Annotated in this window: 20 protein-coding genes and 1 pseudogene; 4 read left to right on the top strand and 17 right to left on the bottom strand. The window is 41.4% G+C overall.

What is annotated here, in order from left to right:
- Positions 1 to 49 precede the first annotated feature (49 nt).
- On the bottom strand, positions 50 to 772 hold the full coding sequence (locus tag ACN6KS_RS19275) for an MOSC domain-containing protein (RefSeq protein WP_440960282.1): 723 nt from the start codon (positions 770 to 772) through the stop codon (positions 50 to 52).
- 205 nt (positions 773 to 977) lie between these two features.
- Between ACN6KS_RS19275 and ACN6KS_RS19280 the strand changes: the two genes are divergently transcribed.
- Entirely contained in the window at positions 978 to 2,441 is a 1,464-nt protein-coding gene (locus tag ACN6KS_RS19280; protein WP_440960283.1) for an ATP-binding protein, read from the top strand.
- A 31-nt stretch (positions 2,442 to 2,472) separates the two neighbouring features.
- On the opposite strand, the gene ACN6KS_RS19285 is transcribed toward ACN6KS_RS19280, so the two are convergent.
- The 7 genes from ACN6KS_RS19285 to ACN6KS_RS19315 form a co-directional block, all read right to left on the bottom strand.
- Positions 2,473 to 2,730: a hypothetical protein gene (locus ACN6KS_RS19285; protein WP_440960284.1), complete on the bottom strand. Its 258-nt coding sequence runs from the start codon at positions 2,728 to 2,730 to the stop codon at positions 2,473 to 2,475.
- Positions 2,731 to 2,956: 226 nt separating this feature from the next.
- On the bottom strand, positions 2,957 to 3,091 hold the full coding sequence (locus ACN6KS_RS19290) for a hypothetical protein (RefSeq protein ID WP_440960285.1): 135 nt from the start codon (positions 3,089 to 3,091) through the stop codon (positions 2,957 to 2,959).
- A gap of 169 nt (positions 3,092 to 3,260) precedes the next feature.
- Positions 3,261 to 3,452 (bottom strand): hypothetical protein, encoded by a 192-nt coding sequence (locus ACN6KS_RS19295; RefSeq protein WP_440960286.1) that lies wholly within the window; start codon positions 3,450 to 3,452, stop codon positions 3,261 to 3,263.
- A gap of 183 nt (positions 3,453 to 3,635) precedes the next feature.
- Positions 3,636 to 8,117, bottom strand: coding sequence for a hypothetical protein (locus ACN6KS_RS19300; protein WP_440960287.1), 4,482 nt, complete (start codon positions 8,115 to 8,117; stop codon positions 3,636 to 3,638).
- Positions 8,104 to 8,862 (bottom strand): DUF6063 family protein, encoded by a 759-nt coding sequence (locus ACN6KS_RS19305; RefSeq protein ID WP_440960288.1) that lies wholly within the window; start codon positions 8,860 to 8,862, stop codon positions 8,104 to 8,106. The genes ACN6KS_RS19300 and ACN6KS_RS19305 overlap by 14 nt, the downstream gene beginning before the upstream one ends.
- Before the next feature lie 12 nt (positions 8,863 to 8,874).
- Positions 8,875 to 10,380: a hypothetical protein gene (locus tag ACN6KS_RS19310; protein ID WP_440960289.1), complete on the bottom strand. Its 1,506-nt coding sequence runs from the start codon at positions 10,378 to 10,380 to the stop codon at positions 8,875 to 8,877.
- 155 nt (positions 10,381 to 10,535) lie between these two features.
- Complete coding sequence (locus tag ACN6KS_RS19315; RefSeq protein ID WP_256990050.1) at positions 10,536 to 10,967, bottom strand: GNAT family N-acetyltransferase; 432 nt, start codon at positions 10,965 to 10,967, stop codon at positions 10,536 to 10,538.
- A 411-nt stretch (positions 10,968 to 11,378) separates the two neighbouring features.
- On the opposite strand from ACN6KS_RS19315, the gene ACN6KS_RS19320 reads away from it, so the two are divergent.
- On the top strand, positions 11,379 to 12,191 hold the full coding sequence (locus ACN6KS_RS19320) for an undecaprenyl-diphosphate phosphatase (RefSeq protein ID WP_094874506.1): 813 nt from the start codon (positions 11,379 to 11,381) through the stop codon (positions 12,189 to 12,191).
- 69 nt (positions 12,192 to 12,260) lie between these two features.
- On the opposite strand, the gene ACN6KS_RS19325 is transcribed toward ACN6KS_RS19320, so the two are convergent.
- From ACN6KS_RS19325 to ACN6KS_RS19345, 5 genes are all read right to left on the bottom strand, one after another.
- A complete protein-coding gene (locus tag ACN6KS_RS19325) occupies positions 12,261 to 12,854 on the bottom strand; it encodes a hydrolase (protein WP_094874505.1) in 594 nt (197 codons plus the stop codon).
- A complete protein-coding gene (locus ACN6KS_RS19330) occupies positions 12,826 to 14,055 on the bottom strand; it encodes a multidrug efflux MFS transporter (protein ID WP_094874504.1) in 1,230 nt (409 codons plus the stop codon). The genes ACN6KS_RS19325 and ACN6KS_RS19330 overlap by 29 nt, the downstream gene beginning before the upstream one ends.
- 73 nt (positions 14,056 to 14,128) lie before the next feature.
- Positions 14,129 to 14,959 (bottom strand): AraC family transcriptional regulator, encoded by an 831-nt coding sequence (locus ACN6KS_RS19335; protein WP_280786499.1) that lies wholly within the window; start codon positions 14,957 to 14,959, stop codon positions 14,129 to 14,131.
- On the bottom strand, positions 14,956 to 15,345 hold the full coding sequence (locus tag ACN6KS_RS19340; RefSeq protein ID WP_440960290.1) for a CAP domain-containing protein: 390 nt from the start codon (positions 15,343 to 15,345) through the stop codon (positions 14,956 to 14,958). Before ACN6KS_RS19340 ends, ACN6KS_RS19335 begins: the two co-directional genes overlap by 4 nt.
- Positions 15,346 to 15,515: 170 nt before the next feature.
- Positions 15,516 to 16,031 (bottom strand): CAP domain-containing protein, encoded by a 516-nt coding sequence (locus tag ACN6KS_RS19345; protein ID WP_440960291.1) that lies wholly within the window; start codon positions 16,029 to 16,031, stop codon positions 15,516 to 15,518.
- A gap of 205 nt (positions 16,032 to 16,236) precedes the next feature.
- On the opposite strand from ACN6KS_RS19345, the gene ACN6KS_RS19350 reads away from it, so the two are divergent.
- Together ACN6KS_RS19350 and ACN6KS_RS19355 are read left to right on the top strand one after the other, a co-directional pair.
- Positions 16,237 to 16,662 carry a MarR family winged helix-turn-helix transcriptional regulator gene (locus ACN6KS_RS19350; protein ID WP_094874500.1) on the top strand — a complete coding sequence of 142 codons (426 nt, stop codon included), beginning with the start codon at positions 16,237 to 16,239 and terminating at the stop codon, positions 16,660 to 16,662.
- An 87-nt stretch (positions 16,663 to 16,749) separates the two neighbouring features.
- Positions 16,750 to 18,159, top strand: coding sequence for an MDR family MFS transporter (locus tag ACN6KS_RS19355; protein ID WP_440960292.1), 1,410 nt, complete (start codon positions 16,750 to 16,752; stop codon positions 18,157 to 18,159).
- A 49-nt stretch (positions 18,160 to 18,208) separates the two neighbouring features.
- On the opposite strand, the pseudogene ACN6KS_RS19360 reads toward ACN6KS_RS19355, so the two are convergent.
- The 4 genes and pseudogenes from ACN6KS_RS19360 to ACN6KS_RS19375 all read right to left on the bottom strand — a co-directional run bounded on the left by ACN6KS_RS19360 (position 18,209) and on the right by ACN6KS_RS19375 (position 22,512).
- Positions 18,209 to 18,682: pseudogene (locus ACN6KS_RS19360) on the bottom strand (GNAT family N-acetyltransferase).
- A 48-nt stretch (positions 18,683 to 18,730) separates the two neighbouring features.
- Complete coding sequence (locus ACN6KS_RS19365; RefSeq protein ID WP_440960293.1) at positions 18,731 to 19,393, bottom strand: DUF421 domain-containing protein; 663 nt, start codon at positions 19,391 to 19,393, stop codon at positions 18,731 to 18,733.
- Positions 19,394 to 19,518: 125 nt separating this feature from the next.
- Positions 19,519 to 20,757 carry an ATP-binding protein gene (locus tag ACN6KS_RS19370; protein ID WP_094874496.1) on the bottom strand — a complete coding sequence of 413 codons (1,239 nt, stop codon included), beginning with the start codon at positions 20,755 to 20,757 and terminating at the stop codon, positions 19,519 to 19,521.
- Positions 20,758 to 21,762: 1,005 nt separating this feature from the next.
- The gene (locus tag ACN6KS_RS19375; RefSeq protein ID WP_440960294.1) at positions 21,763 to 22,512 is read right to left on the bottom strand and encodes a DUF4184 family protein; all 750 of its coding nucleotides are present in this window, start codon (positions 22,510 to 22,512) and stop codon (positions 21,763 to 21,765) included.
- Positions 22,513 to 22,519: the final 7 nt, after the last annotated feature.

The raw sequence follows: 22,519 nt of genomic DNA on the forward strand, positions 1-22,519 counted from the left end.
AAAGGGTAAATTATCCATATGGGAATGTAAAGGACGTTTATATCATTATCTATTCCATTAATTCTACTTTGTCTCCGATTCTGATTTCCCCTGTCTTAACTACAGAAGCGTAAACTCCGAAGTGTAGTTCAAACTCTTGGTTTAGTTTTTTCAATAATTTAGGGTCTCTTTCCTGACTATCCGGGTCCATCGTGATAACCATACATCTCTCACAAAAACTATCTACTTGTAGCTGAACATCTCCTATGGAGAGCTGCCGCCCGATCCACTCCCCTTCGAAAAGAGATTCATCGCTTAGAGCTATAACAAAGTTCCCACGAAACCGGCGCTGATCTAAGGAATGTCCCCACGCAGCCTCTAGCTTCTTCAAACTAGCATCCGTAATGAGCAATATGCTGGCACCATCCACCGATAACAGTTGCGGGTGCTCTGGCTGTGGATGTGAAGCTTTTATACTAGACATGGAAATTCGCGTTTTAGTCTGGCTTTGGATTTCTTCCAATAAATGCTCATCCCACCCAAAGGTTCGTCCATCCGAAGCCCTTACATGAATTTCTCCATTGATAAATTGCGCTTGGTAGGTAAGCATTTTAGGATTATTTCTAGCCGTAAAATACCGCCACCAGCCCTCTTTTGACTCATCATAAAAGGCACAGAAGCGATCCCCTAACATTCCATACGGTTCTATCACACAGGTTTCCAATCGTTCACCTGCAAATGACTTGACTGGATAGCGATTAATTTCTCTGATTTCACCAATGATTGTTTGCACGGTACAACGCCTCCACTTTCAAAAAATACAACATATCCTTTAATTCTACCTGAAATCGTTTGACTCTTGCACCCTTATTTTCACAACAACACATAGCTATTTCGGACGATTCTCGATCACATAAAAATTTATATATTTTACTTGAATATATGTTTTATACTATGACTATTACATATAGTGGAAAGAATATGAGAGGTGAATAGCAGTGCGGTCCAATGAATTCCAAAGTTTTGATTTTGCTTTTACACATGCTGTAATTGGAATGGCTCTAGTTTCGTTAGATGGAACGTTCCTAAAATGGAATTCAGCCCTAAGTAACCTGTTGGGGTACGATCATAACGAGTTAATAACACCTTCACCATCTGTCCGAACTCTTCTAAGTCAGATCCATGAAATTGCTGAGCTTGGAAGGTCTCTTTCCTCTATGAACATCCATCCGCATCGATTCCAACAGAACTACTACCTACCAACCGGACAACTGTTATCCATAGAGATCTCCATATCTATCGTTTCGGATGCTAATGGTGCACCCCTATATTATTTTACTCAATTTGAGAACAAGACCTTGATCAGGCAAATAGAAACTCAGCTGCAAGAAGCGGAGAGCAGTCTATTAGAAAAAGATAAATCATTCCTGCAACTCCTGGAGGGATTACCTCTGACCGTTGTTGTTACAGCAAAAGGGATTATTCAGTATGTGAATTCAGCGGGCTTACAGTTAATCCATGCGGAAAGCCTGAATCAATTGGTGGGTACATCCACTACTAATATTGTAGACCTTACCAATCATGCAATCCTTCAAGAACGAAGGGAAAGATATTACAGTGGTGATACGATTGGCTCTGTTTGCTACTTAATCAATTGCTTAAATGGTCAGCAGAAATTTGTGGATGGATTCACACTTCCGATTATCTTCAATGGAAACATGGCATTTATCGGAATATTTAAAGATGTCTCTCAGCAAATGCTGGAAGAAGAACGGCTAATCCAATCCGAGAAATTATCTACCGCAGGGCAATTAGCAGCTGGAATCGCTCATGAAATCAGAAATCCGCTTACCGCCATTAACGGCTTTATGAAGCTGCTTCGCTCTTCTGAGCGCATGAATGATAAATATTTTTTCATTATTGAGTCTGAATTGAAACGCATCGAATTTATCGTCAACGAGCTGCTGGTCTTATCCAAGCCACAAACGACGCATGTCAGTAAACCAGTGGATTTATTATCTTTACTAGAACAAGTCACCACACTAATGAATGGACAAGCTGCACTGAAAAACCTTCAGATCCTCCCTGTCTGTACAGATCACTCCATTTGGATCCATGGTGAGGCTTATCAGCTGAAACAGGTATTTATTAATTTACTTAAAAATGCGATGGAAGCAATGGATAGTGGAGGAAATATATATATTCATGTGCTTACAAATGAAAGTGAAGCCCGAATCAGCGTGCAAGATGAAGGTTGCGGGATGACAGAGGAACAGATTAAAGCACTTGGTAAACCATTTTACACGACAAAAGAAACAGGAACAGGTCTTGGCTTTATGATCACGCAGAATATTGTACATAATCATGGTGGAGCGATCACTGTAGAAAGTGTTCCTGAGAAAGGTACTACATTTACGGTAACCATTCCAAAAATTTTAGAGCCAGAGGAAGCTGTCATATAACATAAGAAGTTCGGCAATGAATGATCCTTATTCATACTAGTATCCATACCTTCGTAGTGAGGTTCCGCTTAAGGAACCATAGTGCACTTATTCCTAATAACAAGCCCATTCCCGGGTAATTTCGGGAGAATAACGGTGCTGGCTCGTTTACGTTACGGCGGCATATTGTATTCGGTTTTTCGCATACATTCGGCTCGTTTACGTTACCGGCGGCATATTGTATTCGATTTTTCGCATACATTCGGCTCTTATACGTTACCGGCGGCACATTGTATTCGATTTTTCGCATACATTCGGCTCGTTTACGTTACCGGCGGCACATTGTATTCGGTTTTTCGCATACATTCGGCTCGTTTACGTTACTGGAGGCATATTGTATTCGATTTTTCGCATACATTCGGCTCGTTTACGTTACCGGCGGCATATTGTATTCGGTTTTTCGCATACATTCGGCTCGTTTACGTTACCGGCGGTACATTGTATTCGGTTTTTCGCATACATTCGGCTCGTTTACGTTACGGCGGTACATTGTATTCGGTTTTTCGCATACATTCGGCTCGTTTACGTTCTGTCGGCATATTGTATTCGATTTTTCGCATACATTCGGCTCGTTTACGTTCTGTCGGCATATTGTATTCGATTTTTCGCATACATTCGGCTCTTATACGTTACCGGCGGCACATTGTATTCGGTTTTTCGCATACATTCGGCTCGTTTACGTTACCGGCGGCATATTGTATTCGATTTTTCGCATACATTCGGCTCTTATACGTTACCGGCGGCATATTGTATTCGGTTTTTCGCATACATTCGGCTCGTTTACGTTATCGGCGGCATATTGTATTCGATTTTTCGCATACATTCGGCTCGTTTACGTTCTGTCGGTATATTGTATTCGGTTTTTCGCATACATTCGGCTCGTTTACGTTCTGTCGGTATATTGTATTCGGTTTTTCGCATACATTCGGCTCGTTTACGTTCTGTCAGCACATTGTATTCGGTTTTTCGCATACATTTCTCCGCAGTCTCGAAATTTTATTAATTCTATTATAGTAAGCATATACGCCTTCGGCGTCCTTTAAGGCCGGTAAACGTTATAAGCGAGAAAGATAAGGATAATGTATAACGAAAAAGAAGCTCCAGCATTATGCTACTAGAGCTTCTTTCATTATGGACGCTGGTAAACGCTGCTGATCAAAAAAGCGAAACAGGAATGAGCTTTCTTCCTCCCTTGACTAGGGTGGATTCTAACATGTCCCCTTTGACACCCCCGAAATAGAGCTGCCAATACACACCAAAGCGAACGCTGACGTCATTCTTCACTAGCTCCGGTGGCGTAACAATCAACCACTGAAATTTGAGCGCCTTAGAAATTTCAAATACAGGATCAAGCACGTTATTTGAAACCATTTCTCCAAATGGATTGTCATATAAAAAGACCGTCCACCCTTTGTTCTCACGATTTACACGTTTATGTGTCATGATCATCATTGCTACCAACAGTTGTACCGATTGGCGCTGTCCGCCACTGCCGACAGCCTCATCCAGCGCACCCCGATTGATGATTTCCCAGTCGGAATAATGGTAGTCTTCCGGAGCGGCGTAGAGGAAGTAATTTTCCGTTACCGGTTTATATACCTGAAGAATCGGAAAGCGATTCTGAAGCGCCGCATAGACGATTCGTCCGTCATTGATAACCTCTTTGATTATAAGTGTTGGTACTTGTTCAATCTTCGGATATTTCGAAAGCAATTCATGGATACACCGATTGAAATAGTCGCTCACCATCGGCTCTACCTCATCGCTTGTTCTCGGTACATTGATATTTTTATAATTCAGGCGTACCAGCGGGAAGGCATAATTATTCTCATTATGAATAATCATCCGACGTTCCATTCGTTTCATAATATCAATGATTTGTACTACACGATAAGAAGCCCGGGCTACCCACATTTTGCGGGACAGACCCATCTCTTCCTTATCGCTTTGGATGCTCTCAATCTGATCTCGTGAACTACGTAACATCGAATCCAGGACTTGCTGAGCAATCGCGAAGTTATCCCAATGAACCGTATTTAGACGATCTAGAATCTTGGTCTCCAGTTCAGAATTCCGTTCATTCTTAGCGAGTTTTCCGGTTAATGAATTTTTCTCTTCCTTCACCTTTCTGGAGACCTCGTCCCGTATAACGCGGCTATCCTTAATGCGAAGAAGCCAGTCAGCAACAAGAGACTCGCAGCTTTCTCTAACGCTCAGCATTAAATCTTCTGGCACAGTCCGTAGATTAACCCGATCCTCAATATGTGCATTCATGATCTTGATTTGATTGGATAACGTCTGAATGAGCGCATCCATTCGATCCAAAGATCGTTTACACTGGTTAAGCATAAGCTCATTCTCTTGGATACGTTCCTGAATGTCCGCCTCTTTTTGCTCGAGTAGCTCATTCCAAATTTCCACGGCACGCTCATGTTTCTCTTTGATTCCTTTCTCTACCTTACGCAATTCCTTCTGCAAATTCTCCAATTCGGTCTGGCAGCGGATGAAAGAGTCGTGAATCATCTGATAGTCTTCTTCCAGTGAAGCAGTTTCCGACTTTTGACGGTTTCTTGCAGCCATAATGGATTCGGTAGATTCAGCAGGTTCTGTCACCTTCCGCCAATGCTCATCCACTTGATTCAAGCTGGCTTCAAGCTCGGTTAGATTCTCGCTTGCCGCTTTGATCTGGGCGGCTCTTGTTCGAATTTCAAGCTCATTCTCCGTCAGTGATTGCTGCAGGCTTTCAACAGTACTAAGCTGCTGCAACAGAAGATTCTGTTCTACGGGATCAATTGGTGTGACTTCCACATCATCTGAAAGCTGGTGATATGTCGGAAATACAATCTCTGGAAACCAATGCTGCAGTCTAGGAAATAGAGCATATTTGGCATCTCCCGTCCATTTCTCACGTTCTCCGCCAAGGCTTACCATTTGCGCTTCAAGATGCTCGAGTTGCTTGTCCTTACTCGCAAGCTCTTTGCTCACTAAACTCTTACGATCTGTATACTTTTTCTTCTCCTTTTGATCCTGTTCATGTTTCTTCGAACGTTCAATCCAACCTTGCAATGCTGCTGCTCTCTGCTCCTGTTCTGCACTAAGCGCTTTATTCTCGATAAGTTCCCGACCGATCCGAGCAAGTATACCCTCGTTCTCATCTATCTCGTTGTCCAGATTGATAAGGCTCTGCTGAAGCTCACTTTGCAATTTCATAAGGGTATTGCGTTTGGCTGTAATCGTCACAGTGTTCTCTGTTTGATATAACCGCTCATATTCCTGACGCACAGATTTCAGCTTCGATAAATAAGCCTCCGCATCCTGAAGCACTTGTTCTTGCTCCTTAAGCTTCGCTTGAATACCGCTCTTAAAGTTAAAGAAACGGTCTGGTTCCAGTACCATTTGTGGCCCTTGGTTCGCAAAAAGGTTAAATGATACTTGATCTGAAGCTGCCATCTCTTCACGGATAAAAATCGGCACCGCTGATTTCAACAGTGTATCCTTTAGCAGATCCGGCTTGATTTTATCAGCTTCGCGACGAGTTACAATGAGGCTATAAGGAAGGAGTGGATGGCGCTCCAGCTCTTCCTCACGTTCAAGGTATGGGCGATCATTTAAATAGGAACTGCCCGGTGTGGATTGAATCTTAAGCGAATCAAGTGTATCCTTGACCGCCAGAATATCTGAATTCGGCAGCCAGTAGGATTGATTCTGAAGCTCCACGTCCATGAGCTGATTGTAGTAATCCCGTCTGGAACGTTTCGTTTGCTGCTCCACTTCATCCATTTTTCGGATAAATCGTAGTTGAATAGCATCTTTTTCTTCAAAAAGGCCAGTAGCTCCCAAACGATTATGTTCATTAAACATTTCCAGCAGCACAACAATCTGTGACCATAACTGTGATTCCTTATAGGTCTGTGTATCAAGCAGTGCCCCAAGCTCGTCTGCCTCACGTTCATAAGAACGATGTTTCTCGCTAAGCTCGGCATGATTCTTATGCAATGTCAGCTTTTGATTCTCAGCCTCTTTTTGCTGTTCCTCTAATGCTTCCATATCCAGAAGTATCGTTTTGGCAGCTGAAATTGTACGTTGAAGCGCCGCTACCGAAGCATGGGCAGCTTCCTGACCATGCTGGGCTGCGAATGCTCCGAGCTCTTCTGAATATTGCCGAATAGATAACGTCAATTCATTAATCTGGATATCGAGGCCTGCTAACTCCAGCAAGAAGCTCTCCCGCTCCTTACGCAGTCCTTTTTCTTCAGTCGACAGAGCTCGCTCCGCGGTTCCAAACCCTCTGATCGTTTGTTCCCAGAGGATGAATACCACATCCCATTGTTTCCGAAGCTTTTCCTTGGCAGCCTGAATGACCTCTTGACGTTCTTTCATCTCCAGAGAACCTTCAATCGCTTGAATCTCTTTCTGCCACTGCTCAATTTGTCGTGTATGGAGCATACGTTTGGCCAAGAAATGAGCCACTTCTAGCTTCTTCTCCTGAACCTTGGAATCGTCCAGTCGTCCACGTGCCCGTCTCTGATGATCACTGAGCTTGTTAAACTCTTCCTGTTTCAGTTCCATTTCTTCCTTGCTGCGTAAATACTTGAGATTGTCCGTCTCAAATCGCAATTGCTTCGATTCCTGATAACGCCCAGCCAGTTCATTAGCAACCTTACTTCGCTCTTCCTCCGCATTCCTCAACTCTTCATGGATAACCGTATAGATCTGACGTCCACGTAGTTCCGTTTCTTGAACAGTGCTCTCTGCCTCTACTCCTAGCTTCACCAGCTCGTATAAAGGTGCTGTCATTCCAAGAAACTCTGTGTAGACTTGTTCCCGCTGTTCAAGCATCGGTAGGCGCTGAGCTACTGTCGCCGTATCGATAAACATCCGTTGCAGCGTATTGTCTTCTTCTCGCGGTGACTCATTCAGACTGGAGCCGATCTCAGGAATAATTAGCTTTTCGAATAAGTTATGGTTGGTAAAGGCATCATTCTTTTTGAAATAACCTTTGATACCACCCTCTTCCCCATTGATTCGCCGCATATTGCGCCACTCAGCGATATGGATATCCCGGGTAGCCAGGAAATCATAATATCTTTTTAAATCCGAGCTATGGCTACCGAAAGGTACAATCTCCCCCCGTCGATCTCGCACAAATTGCTGGATCGTTTCAAAACTCGTAGGTTCAGCAGTCTCTTCATCAAAAAGCGGCAGCGTCGAAAGGGTAAGTTCAGACGTTTCGCCATAATCAGTAAGTGCATACAGCAGGTAATCCACTTTAATATCCTGCTGATCCAGCGAGTTATGTGCGGTCATAGCTATACCCGTCGTCATATACACATTACGCTCAGTGTTGTCGAGACGCCATTCGATCGCTACGTGAAAGGTATAGGGTTTAAGTTGTTTTTTATGGTTATGAAAAAATGCTTCCACCTGGTTCTCACTGTCTTTTCCCCATGGTGTTTTGGGCATTAATAACTGAAATATGGATTGCAGCAGGACGCCTTTCCCGCCACCATTCATAAGAGTAATCAGCGTGTTGGATGGTCCCTCTTCGTTACAGAGGTCCAGAATCATATCATCATACTTCTTGAGCATCTTCTCGTATTTAAGCCCTGTTATCCGTATGCGTTCAATCCGCGGCATAAGTAGCACCGTCTTTCTCAGCTAAAGTTCGTCCGATGAGTTTCTTTAATTCCTGATACCGGTCGACATCATGATATAAATACCGCATTCTTTCGTAAAGCTCTTCCCGCGGGAATATCCGCTTCTCTGACTCCGAAATGAACACAAGCTTCTCCTCTTCCAGGAGTTTCATGCCTTCATGGATCAGCCCAATACGTGAGCCTGCCCCTCTTGTCAGAAGATCACTTTCTTCCTGACTCTTAGTTTGCATATAAAGGTTGATCCACACTTTAGACATCGCTTGGATATCCAATTGCCACTGCTGGCTAAACCGACCTTCAGCATCCATCTGCATCCACGCTTGAAAGAGAGAGGACACCTGATCAGATATCTGTATGTAGGACATACTGTCTTGCCCAGACTTAAAGTGAGTTTCGTCCTGGTCCATCTCAGCCAGAAAAACAAGGATAATGATATTAATGATATGTAAATGAGTTTTGCGCTCAATTCGTGAATATTTGTTCTTCAACTGGGTGAAGTTGGTAGCGAACACTGACCCGAGTGGATTAACCAGCAAATGGAGACGGTGCCCGGAATTCATCACTCGGCAGCCTGCTTCCTTAGCAACATATTGTAGTGCATCATAGGTTCCTGCATCCTGAAGGCATTCTGCCGCCGCCGGATCATCGAGAGGGATTACTTTTTTACGAAGTAATTCAAAAAATAACCGTGATGCTTGCTGTACCTGTTCTAATGTATAACTCATACTAGTAACTTCTCACCTCTCCACGATCGTTATAATAAAAGGACTCATATCCAGACCAGACCAGCGTACCCATGGGGTTGTCTCTGGCGCAATGCTCGTCCGCAGCAGCTTGCCGCGCAAGTCCTCCAGTTGAGGATCATCCGCAAGTACATACCGGATTAGTAACTGGCATTCATCGGATCCATTGCTGTTCTCCGGGGCCTGTTCCTGTACAACAATCTCTGAATGAAAAAACTGCACCCATAGATCGACAGCATCTGGTGTACGTGCCCATCTAGTTAATTCCTCTGCGGTAAAAGCATCCGCAGTGAATGTAAAGCTCCCTTGCTGAGCTAGCGCATTGAACACAGGCTTCCACAATGCAACGACTTCCGTCCACGGAATCCCTTTAGGAATATATTGAACTGCCTCAGCCTCCAACTCATCTTCAAGTTCATCCATCACTACATCTGGAATAAAACCAACCTCTTGTTCCTCCCAAGCCCAGGGAAGCGGATAGACGAAATCCTGATTCGGAGCGAACAGTCCGCTGAGCAGCAATTCAAGACTATCGCCGCTTGGCAGGCCTTCATCTTTCACCCATTCCTCCCATACATGAGTACGGAAGTTAAAGCCGGAAGCTCCCCAGAATAATTCAGGGAAGTTCAATCTTAAATTGGTCTCTACCTCAAAAATATTCAGAACTACCTCAGCCAGTTCATCGTGCACACGCCTAGAAAGTTCGACCCGTTCAGAAAGAATACGAATCTCATTGAAGTCGATCACATCTTTCTCGTCATTGGCTAGCCGGGCCAGTGAACGATGAATATTATCAAAATGCTTACGTTCTTCATCGAACTGCTGATGAATCTCTTCGAGTCGCTGATGCCGAGCCACTCCGAATTCACTAAAAATATGCTTCGGATTACGGCGCAATGCATTCCGGTATTCCTGCTGCTCATGGGTCATTTTCCGGACCCGGGAAATAAGTTCATTCACATCCTGTAGCGCCCGTGTCACACGACCATGCTTAATATGCATCTGAATCTCCAGCAGCTTGATGCTGATCTGGAACTCTTCAATAATCTCATGACTCATAAAAATGAGCTCCATGGCATACTCAGAGAGACGATAGATTGTTCTGCCGCTCTCTTCCCAGCTGCTGCGGGTCGCATCCTCATCCACCATGAAATACTTATATTTCTGCACAGCCATTTGCCGAGCCGCATCATCATAATAATAGGATTCGAAATCCCCACCATTTCCGCTCCAGAGCAGGCCGTCCACTAAACGTTCTACGGATTCGGTAGTCCCGAGATTCGCGATATTAAAGCGTTGCAACGCAGTCCAAGCCAGGGCTATAATATCTTCCTTGGATCTTCTCTCATTGGATTCTAGCTCCAAATAATAGACTTGTAACAAGATGCTTAAAGACACCATCTCTTTGTACGGTTGGATTTCACCAAGGTTCATGCCAGCCCCCAAGTTCCATAGGGGATTCAATCGTTTGTTTCGTTCACCAAAATCCGACCAATTCATCTTTCTGTTAACCTCACCCTCACCAAATAAAAATAAAACCCGTATACATCCGTATAGGGTTCTAAAGTACGCGAATATATGTTTCTATTATATCAATCCTTCGAAAGTTATGCTATTTTTTGTTAAACAAAATCATAGATTCTATCCACGCATTTCTACTCCGCAGAATCTGGAGTACATACCATACAATATTGCTCTAGTGTACTGTTGGGCAAGGGGATGACCTTAACCGTGCGGAACTGATAATGCTCATAGATGGGAAGATTGCTTGGCGTCTGTGTCTCTAATGTACATAATGCATTCTTCTTACGGCATTCGGCGAGCAGCGCCATCATAATCTTTGATACATATCCTTGCCCACGGTAACGTTCTTGCACAACAAGCATATCCAAATGCATATACTTCTGATCTCCAAACATCGATAACCATAAGGAACTCATACTACGCAGAGTAGTTAGTCCTCGAATAAATCCTCGCACACCAATGATTCGGCAAATCGGTAAACACTTGAGAATCGCAAGTCCAATTTGTTTCATATAGTTGACGTTCGAAATCAATGTCCCGCTCTGACGCTCCGAATGGAACACCAAGGCAACAGCTTCATAATTAGTTGACGTCGTTAGAACATCCGAATAAGGATATAACATCTCAATATAACGATGAAAAAAAATGTTTAATACGCGGAGTCTTGTTGTTTCATCAGGCAAAATATGCTGATATAGTGGATCATCCTTTGCGAAGGCTTCTGCCAGAACGCTGGCGGCTTTCGGAATGTCCTGCCGATGAATTTTAATTAATGAACTACAAATAGTTCCACCTCATTTAGTTTACTTTCGCGATAGGCTCGGTTAGTGAACAAGCCATTCAAGAATATTATAACTGGTTCAGTCAAGCCCTCATTTAAAGGGATGAACTTCGATATGGCACGATGGTTCTATTGTCATTTCTTCATTGAATGCGCTATGATTAAAAAGATTATAAAAATACTGGGAGGAAAAATGGAAGATATTATACTGTGGCTTAAATACTTGTTACTAGGATTTGTTCAGGGGGCAACTGAGCCAATCCCCGTATCCTCTAGCGGTCATTTGATCATCGCGCAGAAATTGCTAGGCTTAAAACAGAATGGGCTATCATTTGAAATCCTAACAAATACGGCTTCTCTAATTGCGATTTGCTTTATTTTCCGCAAAGATATCGGAAGATTGATCACTGGATTCATTCAATTTATTCTGACCCGCAAAGAGGAATATAAGTCAGATTTTATGTTCTCTTTGTACATTATCATTGGCACCATGCCTGCAGTTATCTTAGCCTTGTTCTTTAAGGACCAAATCGAGGAGATTTTCTCGTCTGTACACACCGTGTCCATCGCCTTGCTGGTAACTGGGGTTGCTTTATGGTTAATTCGTAATCTTCGCGGCCGTAAACAAGATGGGGACTTGAAAACGAAGGATGCAGTCATAGTCGGACTTGCCCAAGCTGTAGCTCTTATTCCTGGGATAAGTCGCTCAGGCGCAACGGTCATCTCTTCCATCGCTATGGGGATGAAGCAAGAAACTGCTTTACGCTTTTCTTTTATGCTGTATATACCGATCAGTCTGGGCGGACTTGTTATGGGTGCATCTGATATTGCCCATGACCCAAACCGGGCGCAACTAGCAATTCCATACTTCATTGCATTTATCACTACACTAATCGTCACGTATTTTTCTATGCGCTGGTTTATGGGGATTATGGCTAAAGGTAATTTGAAGTACTTCTCTTATTACTGCTTCTTGGCTGGGATACTACTCCTGATCTTCATGTAAGTACGTGATTTCAAACAAAAGCCCTCATGACCATCTCTGGGATTACAGAGAGCATGAGGGCTTTTCAACCTATTTTAACAGGGATATTACTTCCCCACTCGACCGAATCTTGCCGATCCTAGGGAAAATGGTTTTACACACATAGTCATGCTCTTCTTTCGTAGAAGCAGTCATTGCATCTTCCACAAAAACTTGATTGTATCCAAGCTGATAAGCTTCTCTAGCTGTCGTATCTACGCCGATGGATGTGGACACACCACACAATACAATCGTATCTATCCCACGGCGCCGTAACTGCAAATCAAGATCCGTTCCGAAAAAGGCACCCCATTGACGTTTAGTAATCACATGTGCGTTTTTGAAGCCAGCTAATTCAGGCACTAAGGTATCCCAGCCTTCTGGAAAGGACGCTGCATTCATATTCAAATCTGTATGAGGTCTTAACATATCTTGACCATCTAACGAGGATACTCGTACAAGAACTACAAATGCACCCTTTTCAGTAAAAGCTTGAACTAAGCTGCTCCCATTTTGAACCACCTGCGTACTTGTGTGCGGAGCCTTATTAGGACTGTGAATAATTCCATTCTGCAAGTCGATTACAACCAGTGCCGTTTTCTTTGCTTCGATACTTTCAGTTTCTGATCTCTTCAAGTCTTCCATGATCTTCTCTCCCATTTAAGTTTAGTTTTTTGTACACTTTAAAATACACCCAACCTGCATTGATCAATAGCAAAACACTCGTCACAAAAAACACATCCCGGATCCCAAACCAGGCTGCCACTTGCCCACCTAGAACCGAACCTGCAAAGGTGCCAAGATAACCTGCCGACATGTTAAAGCCAAATACTCTGCCTGTAAGAGCGTCCGGTGTGATTTTCTTAACGAGAATATTCACAGAAGGGATTAATCCGCCTGCAGCTAATCCTAGCAGAAAACGAAGGCCCATTAACTGCCAAGGATTCTGAACAAACGCTTGTGGGATGAATAGAAGTCCTGCCGCAATAAGCGCAACTAATATGACTTTTTGAGCCCCTATCCGGTCAGACAGCTTTCCAAGTCGTGGAGCAGCAATGATATTAGCCAACCCTGAAGCAGAGAATGTCATTCCAGCAAGCAGAGCCACATGACTAGCACTCTTGGATAACTGAGTAACATATACCGTAATGATCGGTTCTACAGAGTATAAAGCTACGGTTAGAATAAAGAAGGTCACAAACAAGGTTAGTGTTAGGCTTTTCTCTGGAACACTGCTCCAGACTTCCTTGATACTTAGCGTCTTTTTATCTTCACGATGAAAAGATTCCTTCACGAACAAAGCCGTTGTAATGAAGGCAACCAGCATCAGTCCACCCGTAACAAAAAATGAACTTTGTAAACCCAGACTCTCTGCAATGAAACCACCAATCGTTGGGCCAAGCAAAGCTCCAGCAATACTGGCTGTTGAAAGAGTTCCTAAAGCATATCCTGCATGTTCCTTATCCGTCTGAGTTGCTATTAATGTAGTACAAGCTGTACTATAACCCGTTATTGTGCCCTGTAATAATCTTAGTGCAATTAATACATACACATTAGGCGCAAAACCCATGCAGCTGATCACAATCGCCATCCCCAGACTTGCCCGCAAAAGCATTGGTTTCCGTCCGAACCTGTCTGCCGCCAGCCCCCAAATGGGTGAAAATATGGCTGAAACGATAAAGGTAATTCCAAAAGCAATACCAGAAAACTGAGCAACGGAATCGGCATTATCCACGCCAAGATGCTTAATGTAAAGTGGCAATACTGGCGCAATCTGGCTCATACCTACACCCGTTACAAACATACCAAACCAGCAAACGATCAAATTCCTTTTCCACATGGACATAAAAAAGCCTTCTTTCTGCTAACAATAACAACCTCATATTAACAGTCAGATTGGCTCTATACCATGCATTATTCTAAACTCCATGGACATTTTTGCTCTGAAATTCCGAAGGGCTGATGCCTGTCATTCTTTTGAAAATTCTGCTGAAATAAAATTCATCCGTAAATCCAAGGGTTTGCGCAACCGCTTTGATTTTAATGTCTCCTTCAAGAATCAGCTCTTTCGCTTTATCAATTTTCATTTTATTAAAAAACTCAATGATCGAATAACCTGTAATCTCTTTGAATGCTCGTGATAAATAAGCAGGTGAAAGCTGTACCAACTCAGATAATTCGCTCAAGCTAACTTTCTCATTGATCTTTTGATGCATATAATTAATAATTTTTTCCACTTTTAATGAAGTGGAGTAATTTTGACTTTGTTTTTGTGTATTTTGAGCAATTGCAATAATAAGCTGCTGTAACAAAGTCTTCGCTACAAATTCATATCCTGGCAGCTTCGTATTCCAGCTCTGAATCATTTGTCTGAAGATATCTTCCACTTGATAATAATCCTTCAATTCGGATACAGCTTGCAAATGGAGGGAATCCACATCACCACTAATTCCCCATTTCTCCTCGTTCATGCTCACCTTCGCGTAGTTAAAATGAACGGACAGAAAGCATAAGGGATCTTCAGCCTCTATCTCTATTGAATGCTTAACATCTGGAGAAATATAGAATAACATACCAGCTTTAAACGAATGCCGTTTTCGCTCAATCATAAAGCTGCCCTTCCCTCCAGTCACTAAGAGAAGTTCATGATGTTGAAGGGTTCTAACGAGCTTACTCCAATTTCTCTTGGGGTCATTAAAGTATCTGTAATTACAATATAGTATGTGGAAAAATAGATTATTTATATTCATAAAAGACCTGTCCAAATGTCCGCCGAACGTTCGATCGGATCGTATTCTACGTCATATCCGAACGTTTCATTCTTTTTAGGCGTTTGTTGGGTAAAGAACTCACGACCTTTCACTTCTATAGATAAATCGTCTTCAGTCTTTATCGTAAAATTAACATTAGCGTAGCGAGCATGATTAATCGCCGCCTTAACGAGGGCAGGATCAAGTTTTACTTCATCCAACCCCATTTGTTGCCGGATTTTATTAATCGAAGCTAGTGCCTTTAGTTGCTCCGCGCTACTAGTTCCGTCAAACCATACTTTTGCAGCTTGTACCTTTGTGATATCAATCAATGGAGTGATTACCATAAGCAGAAAGACGCCTATAAGCATCCATTTTTTACGCATAGTTCCCCTCCTCAAAATTCCATATCTTGTTAGACGACATTCATCCAGAAAGGTTTCTGTAAAACAGGTCAAAAATACAAAACAAACCACCCCGTAAATGAACTTCACCTCGATGGTCAGACAAACAATCAGAGGCGTATTTCATTATAGAGTGGCTTTTCTGAAATCTCTTATGGTTTCTGTATAAACAGCTGTGTCCAATAATGTTGATATCGACTAGTAGATGTTCCTCCTACATAACCAACCCCAATATCCGTAAAGCGAGGATCCAAAATATTAGCTCTATGGCCAGGGCTATTCATCCACGATCTCATTACTGCTTCAGGTGTGGCTTGGCCTTCCGCAATATTTTCTCCATAAGCACGCCAAGCTACACCAAATCGATCTAACATTTGAGAGGGGGTACCATAAGTTGGAGAGGTATGGCTAAAATAATTATTATCCCTCATATCTCTTGACTTCAAAACTGCAAGATCAGTAAGCCGAGAATTAAGAGTTAAAGCAGCAATTCCTCTACTTGTCCGTTCCTCGTTGACTAATCGAAAGACTTGCAACTCAAATGCGTTAGCTTGTCTTATATGAATCCTTGGCTGCCCTACTCTTTTCGTAACGGGACTACGATTCGCTTTTATTCCTTTACTCAAAGAACTTTTGACTCTTCTTATTGAAGATATTCTTTGCTTCATGATTTTCCCTCCTACAATGTATTTATAACAATATATTGTGGAAGAGGTCTTCACGCTTGTACTAAAATCTATAATTCTACTTTAAATTTTCTTAACCCTATGTACTTGATTTCTCTTTAACTTGACATGCATTAGTTACTTTATGTTAATATAAACAGATCATAAAAGTTGATATATCATCTATATTTCAATTAGGAGAGATCACATGGATTCCAAAGACCGATTAGGTTTAGTTATTCGAGATTTACACTTAGAAATAGCCAATTATTTAACAAAATTGCTTGCACCCGTTCGGCTTGCGCCTGAACAACATTTACTAATGGCGTTGTTGCTTGAGAAAGAAGGTCTATCTCAGAATGAGATTGCTAATCAACTTGGGAAGGATAAAGCCAGTGTTGCCCGAATGATCGCTAGCTTAGAGAACAAGGGATATATACATAAAGTAACAAGTACGCAAGATCGTCGGTCGGTAAATGTTTTTGTCACAGACGAAGGCAGGAAATTAGAGACTACCATCAATGAGGTGACGATCAAATTAAACGAAATTATAGCGGCAGGATTATCACCTGCAGATTACTCCACGCTAACAACTTTGTTAACCCGTGTGCAGAATAATGTAAGAGAGGCATAAATGCATCTCCCTTGCTCAATAGTTGACATATCATCTTTTGCATAAAAATAATTCGAATCTATTTCTGAAAAGAGGTTTATCCTTATCATGGAATCAACAGCAGCTGTTCAAGTTAAACGTCCCGCCCTAATGGCCTTCTCACTTATGCTAGGAGCATTCGTTGGGCTATTTAGTGAAACCGCCTTAAATATGGCTTTTACCAACTTAATGGATGAATTTTCAATCAACGCCTCAACGGTTCAATGGCTAACCACAGGATATTTACTTGTATTAGGTATCCTCGTTCCGATATCCGCCCTATTAATGCAATGGTTTACCACAAGACAATTATTCACAGCATCCTTGCTATTATCTATCGTTGGTACTTTAATTGCTGCCCTCTCCCCCAATTTCACCTCCTTATTAATTGCGCGTTTAGTGCAAGCTTTGGGAACTGGTTTATTGCTTCCCCTAATGATGAACATTATTCTAATTATCTTCCCTGCACATAAACGCGGAACGGTCATGGGAATGATGGGACTAGTGACGATGTGTGCTCCGGCAATCGGACCAACGCTATCTGGATTGATCGTGGATCATTTGGGCTGGGAGTTTATATTTTGGATCAGCTTACCTTTATTATTATTTACATTTGGATTCGGATTAACATTCATCAAAAATATAGCCAAAATCTCTAAGCCTAAAATAGATATTTTATCCATCCTGCTTTCTACTTTCGGATTTGGTGGCATCGTATTTGGATTTAGCAACATCGCTGACCATGCTTTCAGTGAAATCATTGTCTATCTTCCTCTTATCGTTGGTGTCATCAGCTTAATCCTGTTTGTTTTACGACAGTTTAAATTGGAAACGCCAATGCTAAATTTAAGAGTGTTTAAATATCCTATGTTTACAATAGGTCTTATTATGGTCTTCTTTGGAATGATGATCATTTTGTCCTCTGCCATTTTATTACCGTTATATTTAAAAGGAGGTTTATTGTTATCCGCCACAGCTGCAGGAATTTTACTCCTTCCAGGCAGTGTGATTAACGGAGCTATGGCTCCAGTGACTGGGAGAATATTTGATAAATTCGGCCCGAAGCTATTGCTGCCGCTTGGTTTCTCCATCGTAACCATTGCAGGTTTTCTATTCACAAGCAACTCTACTGAAACCAGTAGCCTGACCTTTATTTTAATACACTGCGCTATGTTTATCGGATTAGCAATGGTCTTTATGCCCGCTCAAACCAATGGCTTAAATCAATTACCCGTGAAATACTATCCGGACGGTGCTGCTGTCATGAATACACTTCAACAAATCGCAGGTGCTCTTGGTACGACGTTCGCTGTTACACTAATGTCTAGCGGACAAAATCGATTCGCTAACACACATCCAACCGCTGCACAGCCTGAAGTTTTAACCGCAGGAATTACATATGCATACATATTTATCGCAGTGATTGCAGGTATAGGATTGATTTTATCGTTATTTGTGAAGCGTATTAAAGTTCATTAATTTTCATCAAAAAAAAGACAGTGGACATAAGCTGTCCGCTGTCTAAATTTTATTCCATATATTTCTCATAAAATACTAAAGTTAACTTATCGTTTACTTGCTTTGTTTCTTCTGTTCGTTTATATCCTACCTTTTCATATAAATAGCAGTTCCTCTGCTCTTGTTCAATACTATCCAGCTCTCATTTTTTCGCATCATTATATTTCTGTTCGATGATTGTAAAAACCTGCTGGGCGATCCCCATCCCCTGGTATTCTGGCATAATAAATATGGGGCTGACACGGTAAGTATTATTTTCCTTTTTAACGATTCGGACACCGCCCACAGCAATATCAGAATGCTTAATTATATAATAATCTGTAAACGACTGATTAATTCGATTCCTCATTTGTTCTACGGACTCATTTGCTGGACTGGTTTCGTAATCTTTATATTTCTCCAGCAATGGCCTAAAGGCTTTGACTTGCATCTGATGAATAAATTCTGCATCATCTACTCCTGCTTTACATAAAGAAATCCCCATAAAATTTATCCTCCTAAAGTTACCAACTAGATAATTTATCAACAAGGTTTATAATTTATTTTTAGGTATGATATAGAGTGACCCGTCTTCCTTATATTCAGCATAAGCAATGTCTTCAATACATTTATAGCCTTGCTCCCTGATCCATTCCTGAATCTCTATCTTGTTCATCTGTCTACCACGCATGGAATCTTCCAGCAGCCTACCTTTATCAATAATCGTAATGGAAAAAGCAGAAGACTGCTCCGGCTGCTTTTCTTCAGTCTTGCGCATAACGGACAGAGAACCGTTCGTTTCGAGCAAAGCATACTTTACTTCACTTAACGAAAAAATATTTTGTTGCCGCAGCATGAACAGCAGTTGGGTAAACTCAATATCGTATTTCTCCATCAAATCCTGATTCACTTTGCCAGCGTCGATTAATAGTACTGTCCGACCTTCTGCCATGTTCCCGAACTTCACAAAATGGGTAGTCGCCTTTTCAAACAAATAAGACAAAGCGGTCCAGATAAATAGAGCAAACAGCAGATGCCAGACCTTCACCTCATCATCGTATATCGTATTCCCTACAATCTCACTTAAAATCAATGATGACAGGAAATCGAGTGGCGTCAATTGGCTAAGTGTCTTGCGGCCAGTAATAAAGGTAATAATCCACAAACCAAAGAAGCTAATGATCAGTTTAACACCTATAGTTACAAATATATCCATTGGTGCACCTCCAGATGGGACTTCGCACAGGGTCGTTGCCCTTATGACACGAAATCCATTCATGAAAGGTATTACACACTCCTAGTGGGGGATAAACAGCAAACAAGAATCTCTGCAACTTGCCGTTATGTTGGGATGGTGATAAGGAACGTTGTGCCTTTCCCTTTTTCACTATCGACTTCAACAATGCCTTTCACTTTATCAATGGTACTATAGACCATAAGCATCCCTAGTCCCGTCCCTTCAGCTTTGGTCGAATAATACGGTTTACCGAGACGCGATATTTCTTCCTTTGTCATTCCAATGCCAGTATCGCGAATACTGATAATAATATTTTGTTTTTTTTCCGAAATATCGATGAACAGCGTACCACCGTCCTTTTCCTTCATGGCTTCGATTCCGTTTTTATAAAGATTAATAAGACATTGCTGTATTTGATTGCGATCATAATTTTTAAATAGCGAATTATTAAAACTAAATTTGACCTCTACTTTGTGCATAGTGGCATAAGGCATGATGATATTCTTAGTATATTCTGACTCTGGCTGCATGTTGGAATAGACCATATTATCGGATTGCGGCTTAGCAAATGAGAGATAGTCACTCACGATTTTTTCAGCCCTCTGTAATTCTAATAGAGATAATTCTACGTACTGTTTCTCCTCCCTTGTGATCGTCTTCGATTTATTCAACAGCTGTAAAAAACCGCTGGTCACTGTAAGCGGGTTTCTGATTTCATGTGATACACTTGCCGCTAACTCGCTCACAACATTTAATCTTTCAGATTGCATAATTCGGTCGCGATTCTTAATATTAGTAATAATCTTTTCTATTAAGATCATATTGATACACATCACCCCGACATGGGTCGTAAAGGCATTTAAGGTGAGAAACCAATATTCCCGATTTAAACTCCCCTGTGTAAAACCTAGTGTAATTAGGTAAAATCCCATCGTCAGAAAAGAAATTATTGTTGCCGCGATGATGCGACTTTTCGAATCTAGTTTTAAGAACCTTTTACTATATAGAGGGACCAGGATTAGGATTGAAGTGGCGAAAAGAAAGGATTGTAACGTACCCTCTCCCCCCACATAAAATCGATAGATATTTAAAAGGATATACAGCGGTAGAACGTTCTTGTATCCACCAAAAAGAGCCACAATAATAAACGGGACATATCTCAAATCAAAAATAAAACCCATATCGAGTTTAAAGGGTTTGGCTATACAGAGACACATCGTTACTGCCGACAGAAGAACCAGAATCTTACTATTATAAGCAAAAGCTCGATTCTCAAAGAAAATCAGAAAAATTACAATTGGAAACAATAAAAAAAAGAAATTCAAAAGCAAAGTCTCAAACAAGGGATAACTTCCTTTCAGCCTAGTGTTGCATATAAAATAAAGGTTTTGATAGCGCACTGGAAAAATACGCTAAAATAATATTATAAGTAAAGTTCCCCATATTAACTATGTATTTCTCAACCATTTTTAAAATAATAAAAAAAGGACCTGACGGCGTCCTTGGAGTGAATCAGAGCGCTGGCTCGGTTACGTTACTGGTGGCACATTGTATTCGGTTTTTCGCATACATTCGGCTCGTTTATGTTACCGGCGGCATATTGTATTCGATTTTTCGCATACATTCGGCTCGTTTACGTTACCGGCGGCACATTGTATTCGGTTTTTCGCATACATTCGGCTCGTTTACGTTACTGGCGGTACATTGTATTCGGTTTTTCGCATCCATTTGGCTCGTTTACGTTACCGGCGGCACAATATATTCGGTTTTCCACATACATTTGGCTCGTTTACGTTACCGGTGGCACATTGTATTCGATTTTCCGCATACATTTGGCTCGTTTACGTTACTGGCGGCACATTGTATTCGATTTTTCGCATACATTTGGCTCGTTTACGTTACTGGCGGCACATTTATTCGATTTTTCGCATACATTTAGCTCGTTTACGTTACCGGTGGCACATTGTATTCGATTTTTCGCATACATTTGGCTCGTTTATGTTACTATCGGTACATTGTATTCGGTTTTTCGCATACATTTGGCTCGTTTACGTTACTGGCGGCACATTGTATTCGATTTTTCGCATACATTCGGCTCGTTTACGTTACCAGCGGCACATTGTATTCGGTTTTCCACATACATTTGTCCGTAAGCTCGACTAAAACATGCATTTCGAAGGATATAAGGTCCCCTTAGCCAGCAGTTGAATATAGACCATTCATTGAATTTGTTTCACATTTCTCCGCAGTCTAGAAATTTTATAAATTCTATTATTGCAAAAAACAACCAATGAATGCTTTAATGATGCGATGATATTCTTACTCGTAATTTATTTAACGAATTATGATTATTTTGTCTTTTGTAAACCTCTTATTATGATCGATACAAGCAGTATTCCTAAATATCCCCCTGTAATAGGCGAAACCACAAAAATACCAATTATATTCCTGCTCGAACTAAAAAGTAACTTCATACTGGTTACAGCTACAGCTACAACAACTACTGATGTCCAGAAAATAACTTTTTGTTTTGTTGTTACTGTTGGCATTATCGTTACCGTTTCATGGTGTCGATACAAAGAACTAATTATCATCCAGATTAGCAAGAGTAATCCGGATACCGAAAAAGAATGCTGAAGTATTTTATAAAGAGGTAAATTATAAATCATTAATTCTCTTAGAGGAGAATATCGCTCAACAAAGTAACCATTAAAATGCGTAAACCCGTCGATGAACACATGTGTTAAGAAACCAATAATCACAGATAGGATAAACACTACCCAGCCCTTAGAATTCAAACTCCACTTGCTCAAGGTATTGTATGCTCGTTGATCGATATTATAGTTTGAAGGAAGATGCAATACTAAAATCTCCTTAACGATACTATGGAAAATCACGGCAAAGATCACACTTAGGGGAATCGCCTGCAAAAATAGTCCTGTTAGAGAATGTCCTATACTTTGATAGGGCTCAAGCATAATAAAATATTCAAAATCAGGTGACATACTTCCTAGAATCAAGCCGGTAGCACTAAAATATTTTGGTTTCACATATTTAAACGGAAGTGCAAAAATAGGATGAGCAAAGGTAAAAGGCATAATCATC

The organism is Paenibacillus nitricinens (assembly GCF_052056485.1).
In the GTDB taxonomy this organism is placed as follows: Bacteria; Bacillota; Bacilli; order Paenibacillales; family Paenibacillaceae; genus Paenibacillus_AQ; species Paenibacillus_AQ nitricinens.

What these genes read in the sequence shown, in the direction of transcription:
- ACN6KS_RS19350 (WP_094874500.1), top strand. Translation starts at nt 16,237, where the DNA reads ATGGATTCCAAAGACCGATTAGGTTTAGTTATTCGAGATTTACACTTA.
- ACN6KS_RS19375 (WP_440960294.1), bottom strand. Translation starts at nt 22,512, where the DNA reads ATGCCTTTTACCTTTGCTCATCCTATTTTTGCACTTCCGTTTAAATAT.
- ACN6KS_RS19365 (WP_440960293.1), bottom strand. Translation starts at nt 19,393, where the DNA reads ATGGATATATTTGTAACTATAGGTGTTAAACTGATCATTAGCTTCTTT.
- ACN6KS_RS19295 (WP_440960286.1), bottom strand. Translation starts at nt 3,452, where the DNA reads ATGCGAAAAACCGAATACAATGTGCTGACAGAACGTAAACGAGCCGAA.
- ACN6KS_RS19340 (WP_440960290.1), bottom strand. Translation starts at nt 15,345, where the DNA reads ATGCGTAAAAAATGGATGCTTATAGGCGTCTTTCTGCTTATGGTAATC.
- ACN6KS_RS19330 (WP_094874504.1), bottom strand. Translation starts at nt 14,055, where the DNA reads ATGTCCATGTGGAAAAGGAATTTGATCGTTTGCTGGTTTGGTATGTTT.
- ACN6KS_RS19310 (WP_440960289.1), bottom strand. Translation starts at nt 10,380, where the DNA reads ATGAATTGGTCGGATTTTGGTGAACGAAACAAACGATTGAATCCCCTA.
- ACN6KS_RS19320 (WP_094874506.1), top strand. Translation starts at nt 11,379, where the DNA reads ATGGAAGATATTATACTGTGGCTTAAATACTTGTTACTAGGATTTGTT.
- ACN6KS_RS19285 (WP_440960284.1), bottom strand. Translation starts at nt 2,730, where the DNA reads ATGCGAAAAATCGAATACAATGTGCCGCCGGTAACGTATAAGAGCCGA.
- ACN6KS_RS19345 (WP_440960291.1), bottom strand. Translation starts at nt 16,031, where the DNA reads ATGAAGCAAAGAATATCTTCAATAAGAAGAGTCAAAAGTTCTTTGAGT.
- ACN6KS_RS19335 (WP_280786499.1), bottom strand. Translation starts at nt 14,959, where the DNA reads ATGAATATAAATAATCTATTTTTCCACATACTATATTGTAATTACAGA.
- ACN6KS_RS19305 (WP_440960288.1), bottom strand. Translation starts at nt 8,862, where the DNA reads ATGAGTTATACATTAGAACAGGTACAGCAAGCATCACGGTTATTTTTT.
- ACN6KS_RS19290 (WP_440960285.1), bottom strand. Translation starts at nt 3,091, where the DNA reads ATGCGAAAAATCGAATACAATATGCCGACAGAACGTAAACGAGCCGAA.
- ACN6KS_RS19325 (WP_094874505.1), bottom strand. Translation starts at nt 12,854, where the DNA reads ATGGAAGACTTGAAGAGATCAGAAACTGAAAGTATCGAAGCAAAGAAA.
- ACN6KS_RS19300 (WP_440960287.1), bottom strand. Translation starts at nt 8,117, where the DNA reads ATGCCGCGGATTGAACGCATACGGATAACAGGGCTTAAATACGAGAAG.
- ACN6KS_RS19355 (WP_440960292.1), top strand. Translation starts at nt 16,750, where the DNA reads ATGGAATCAACAGCAGCTGTTCAAGTTAAACGTCCCGCCCTAATGGCC.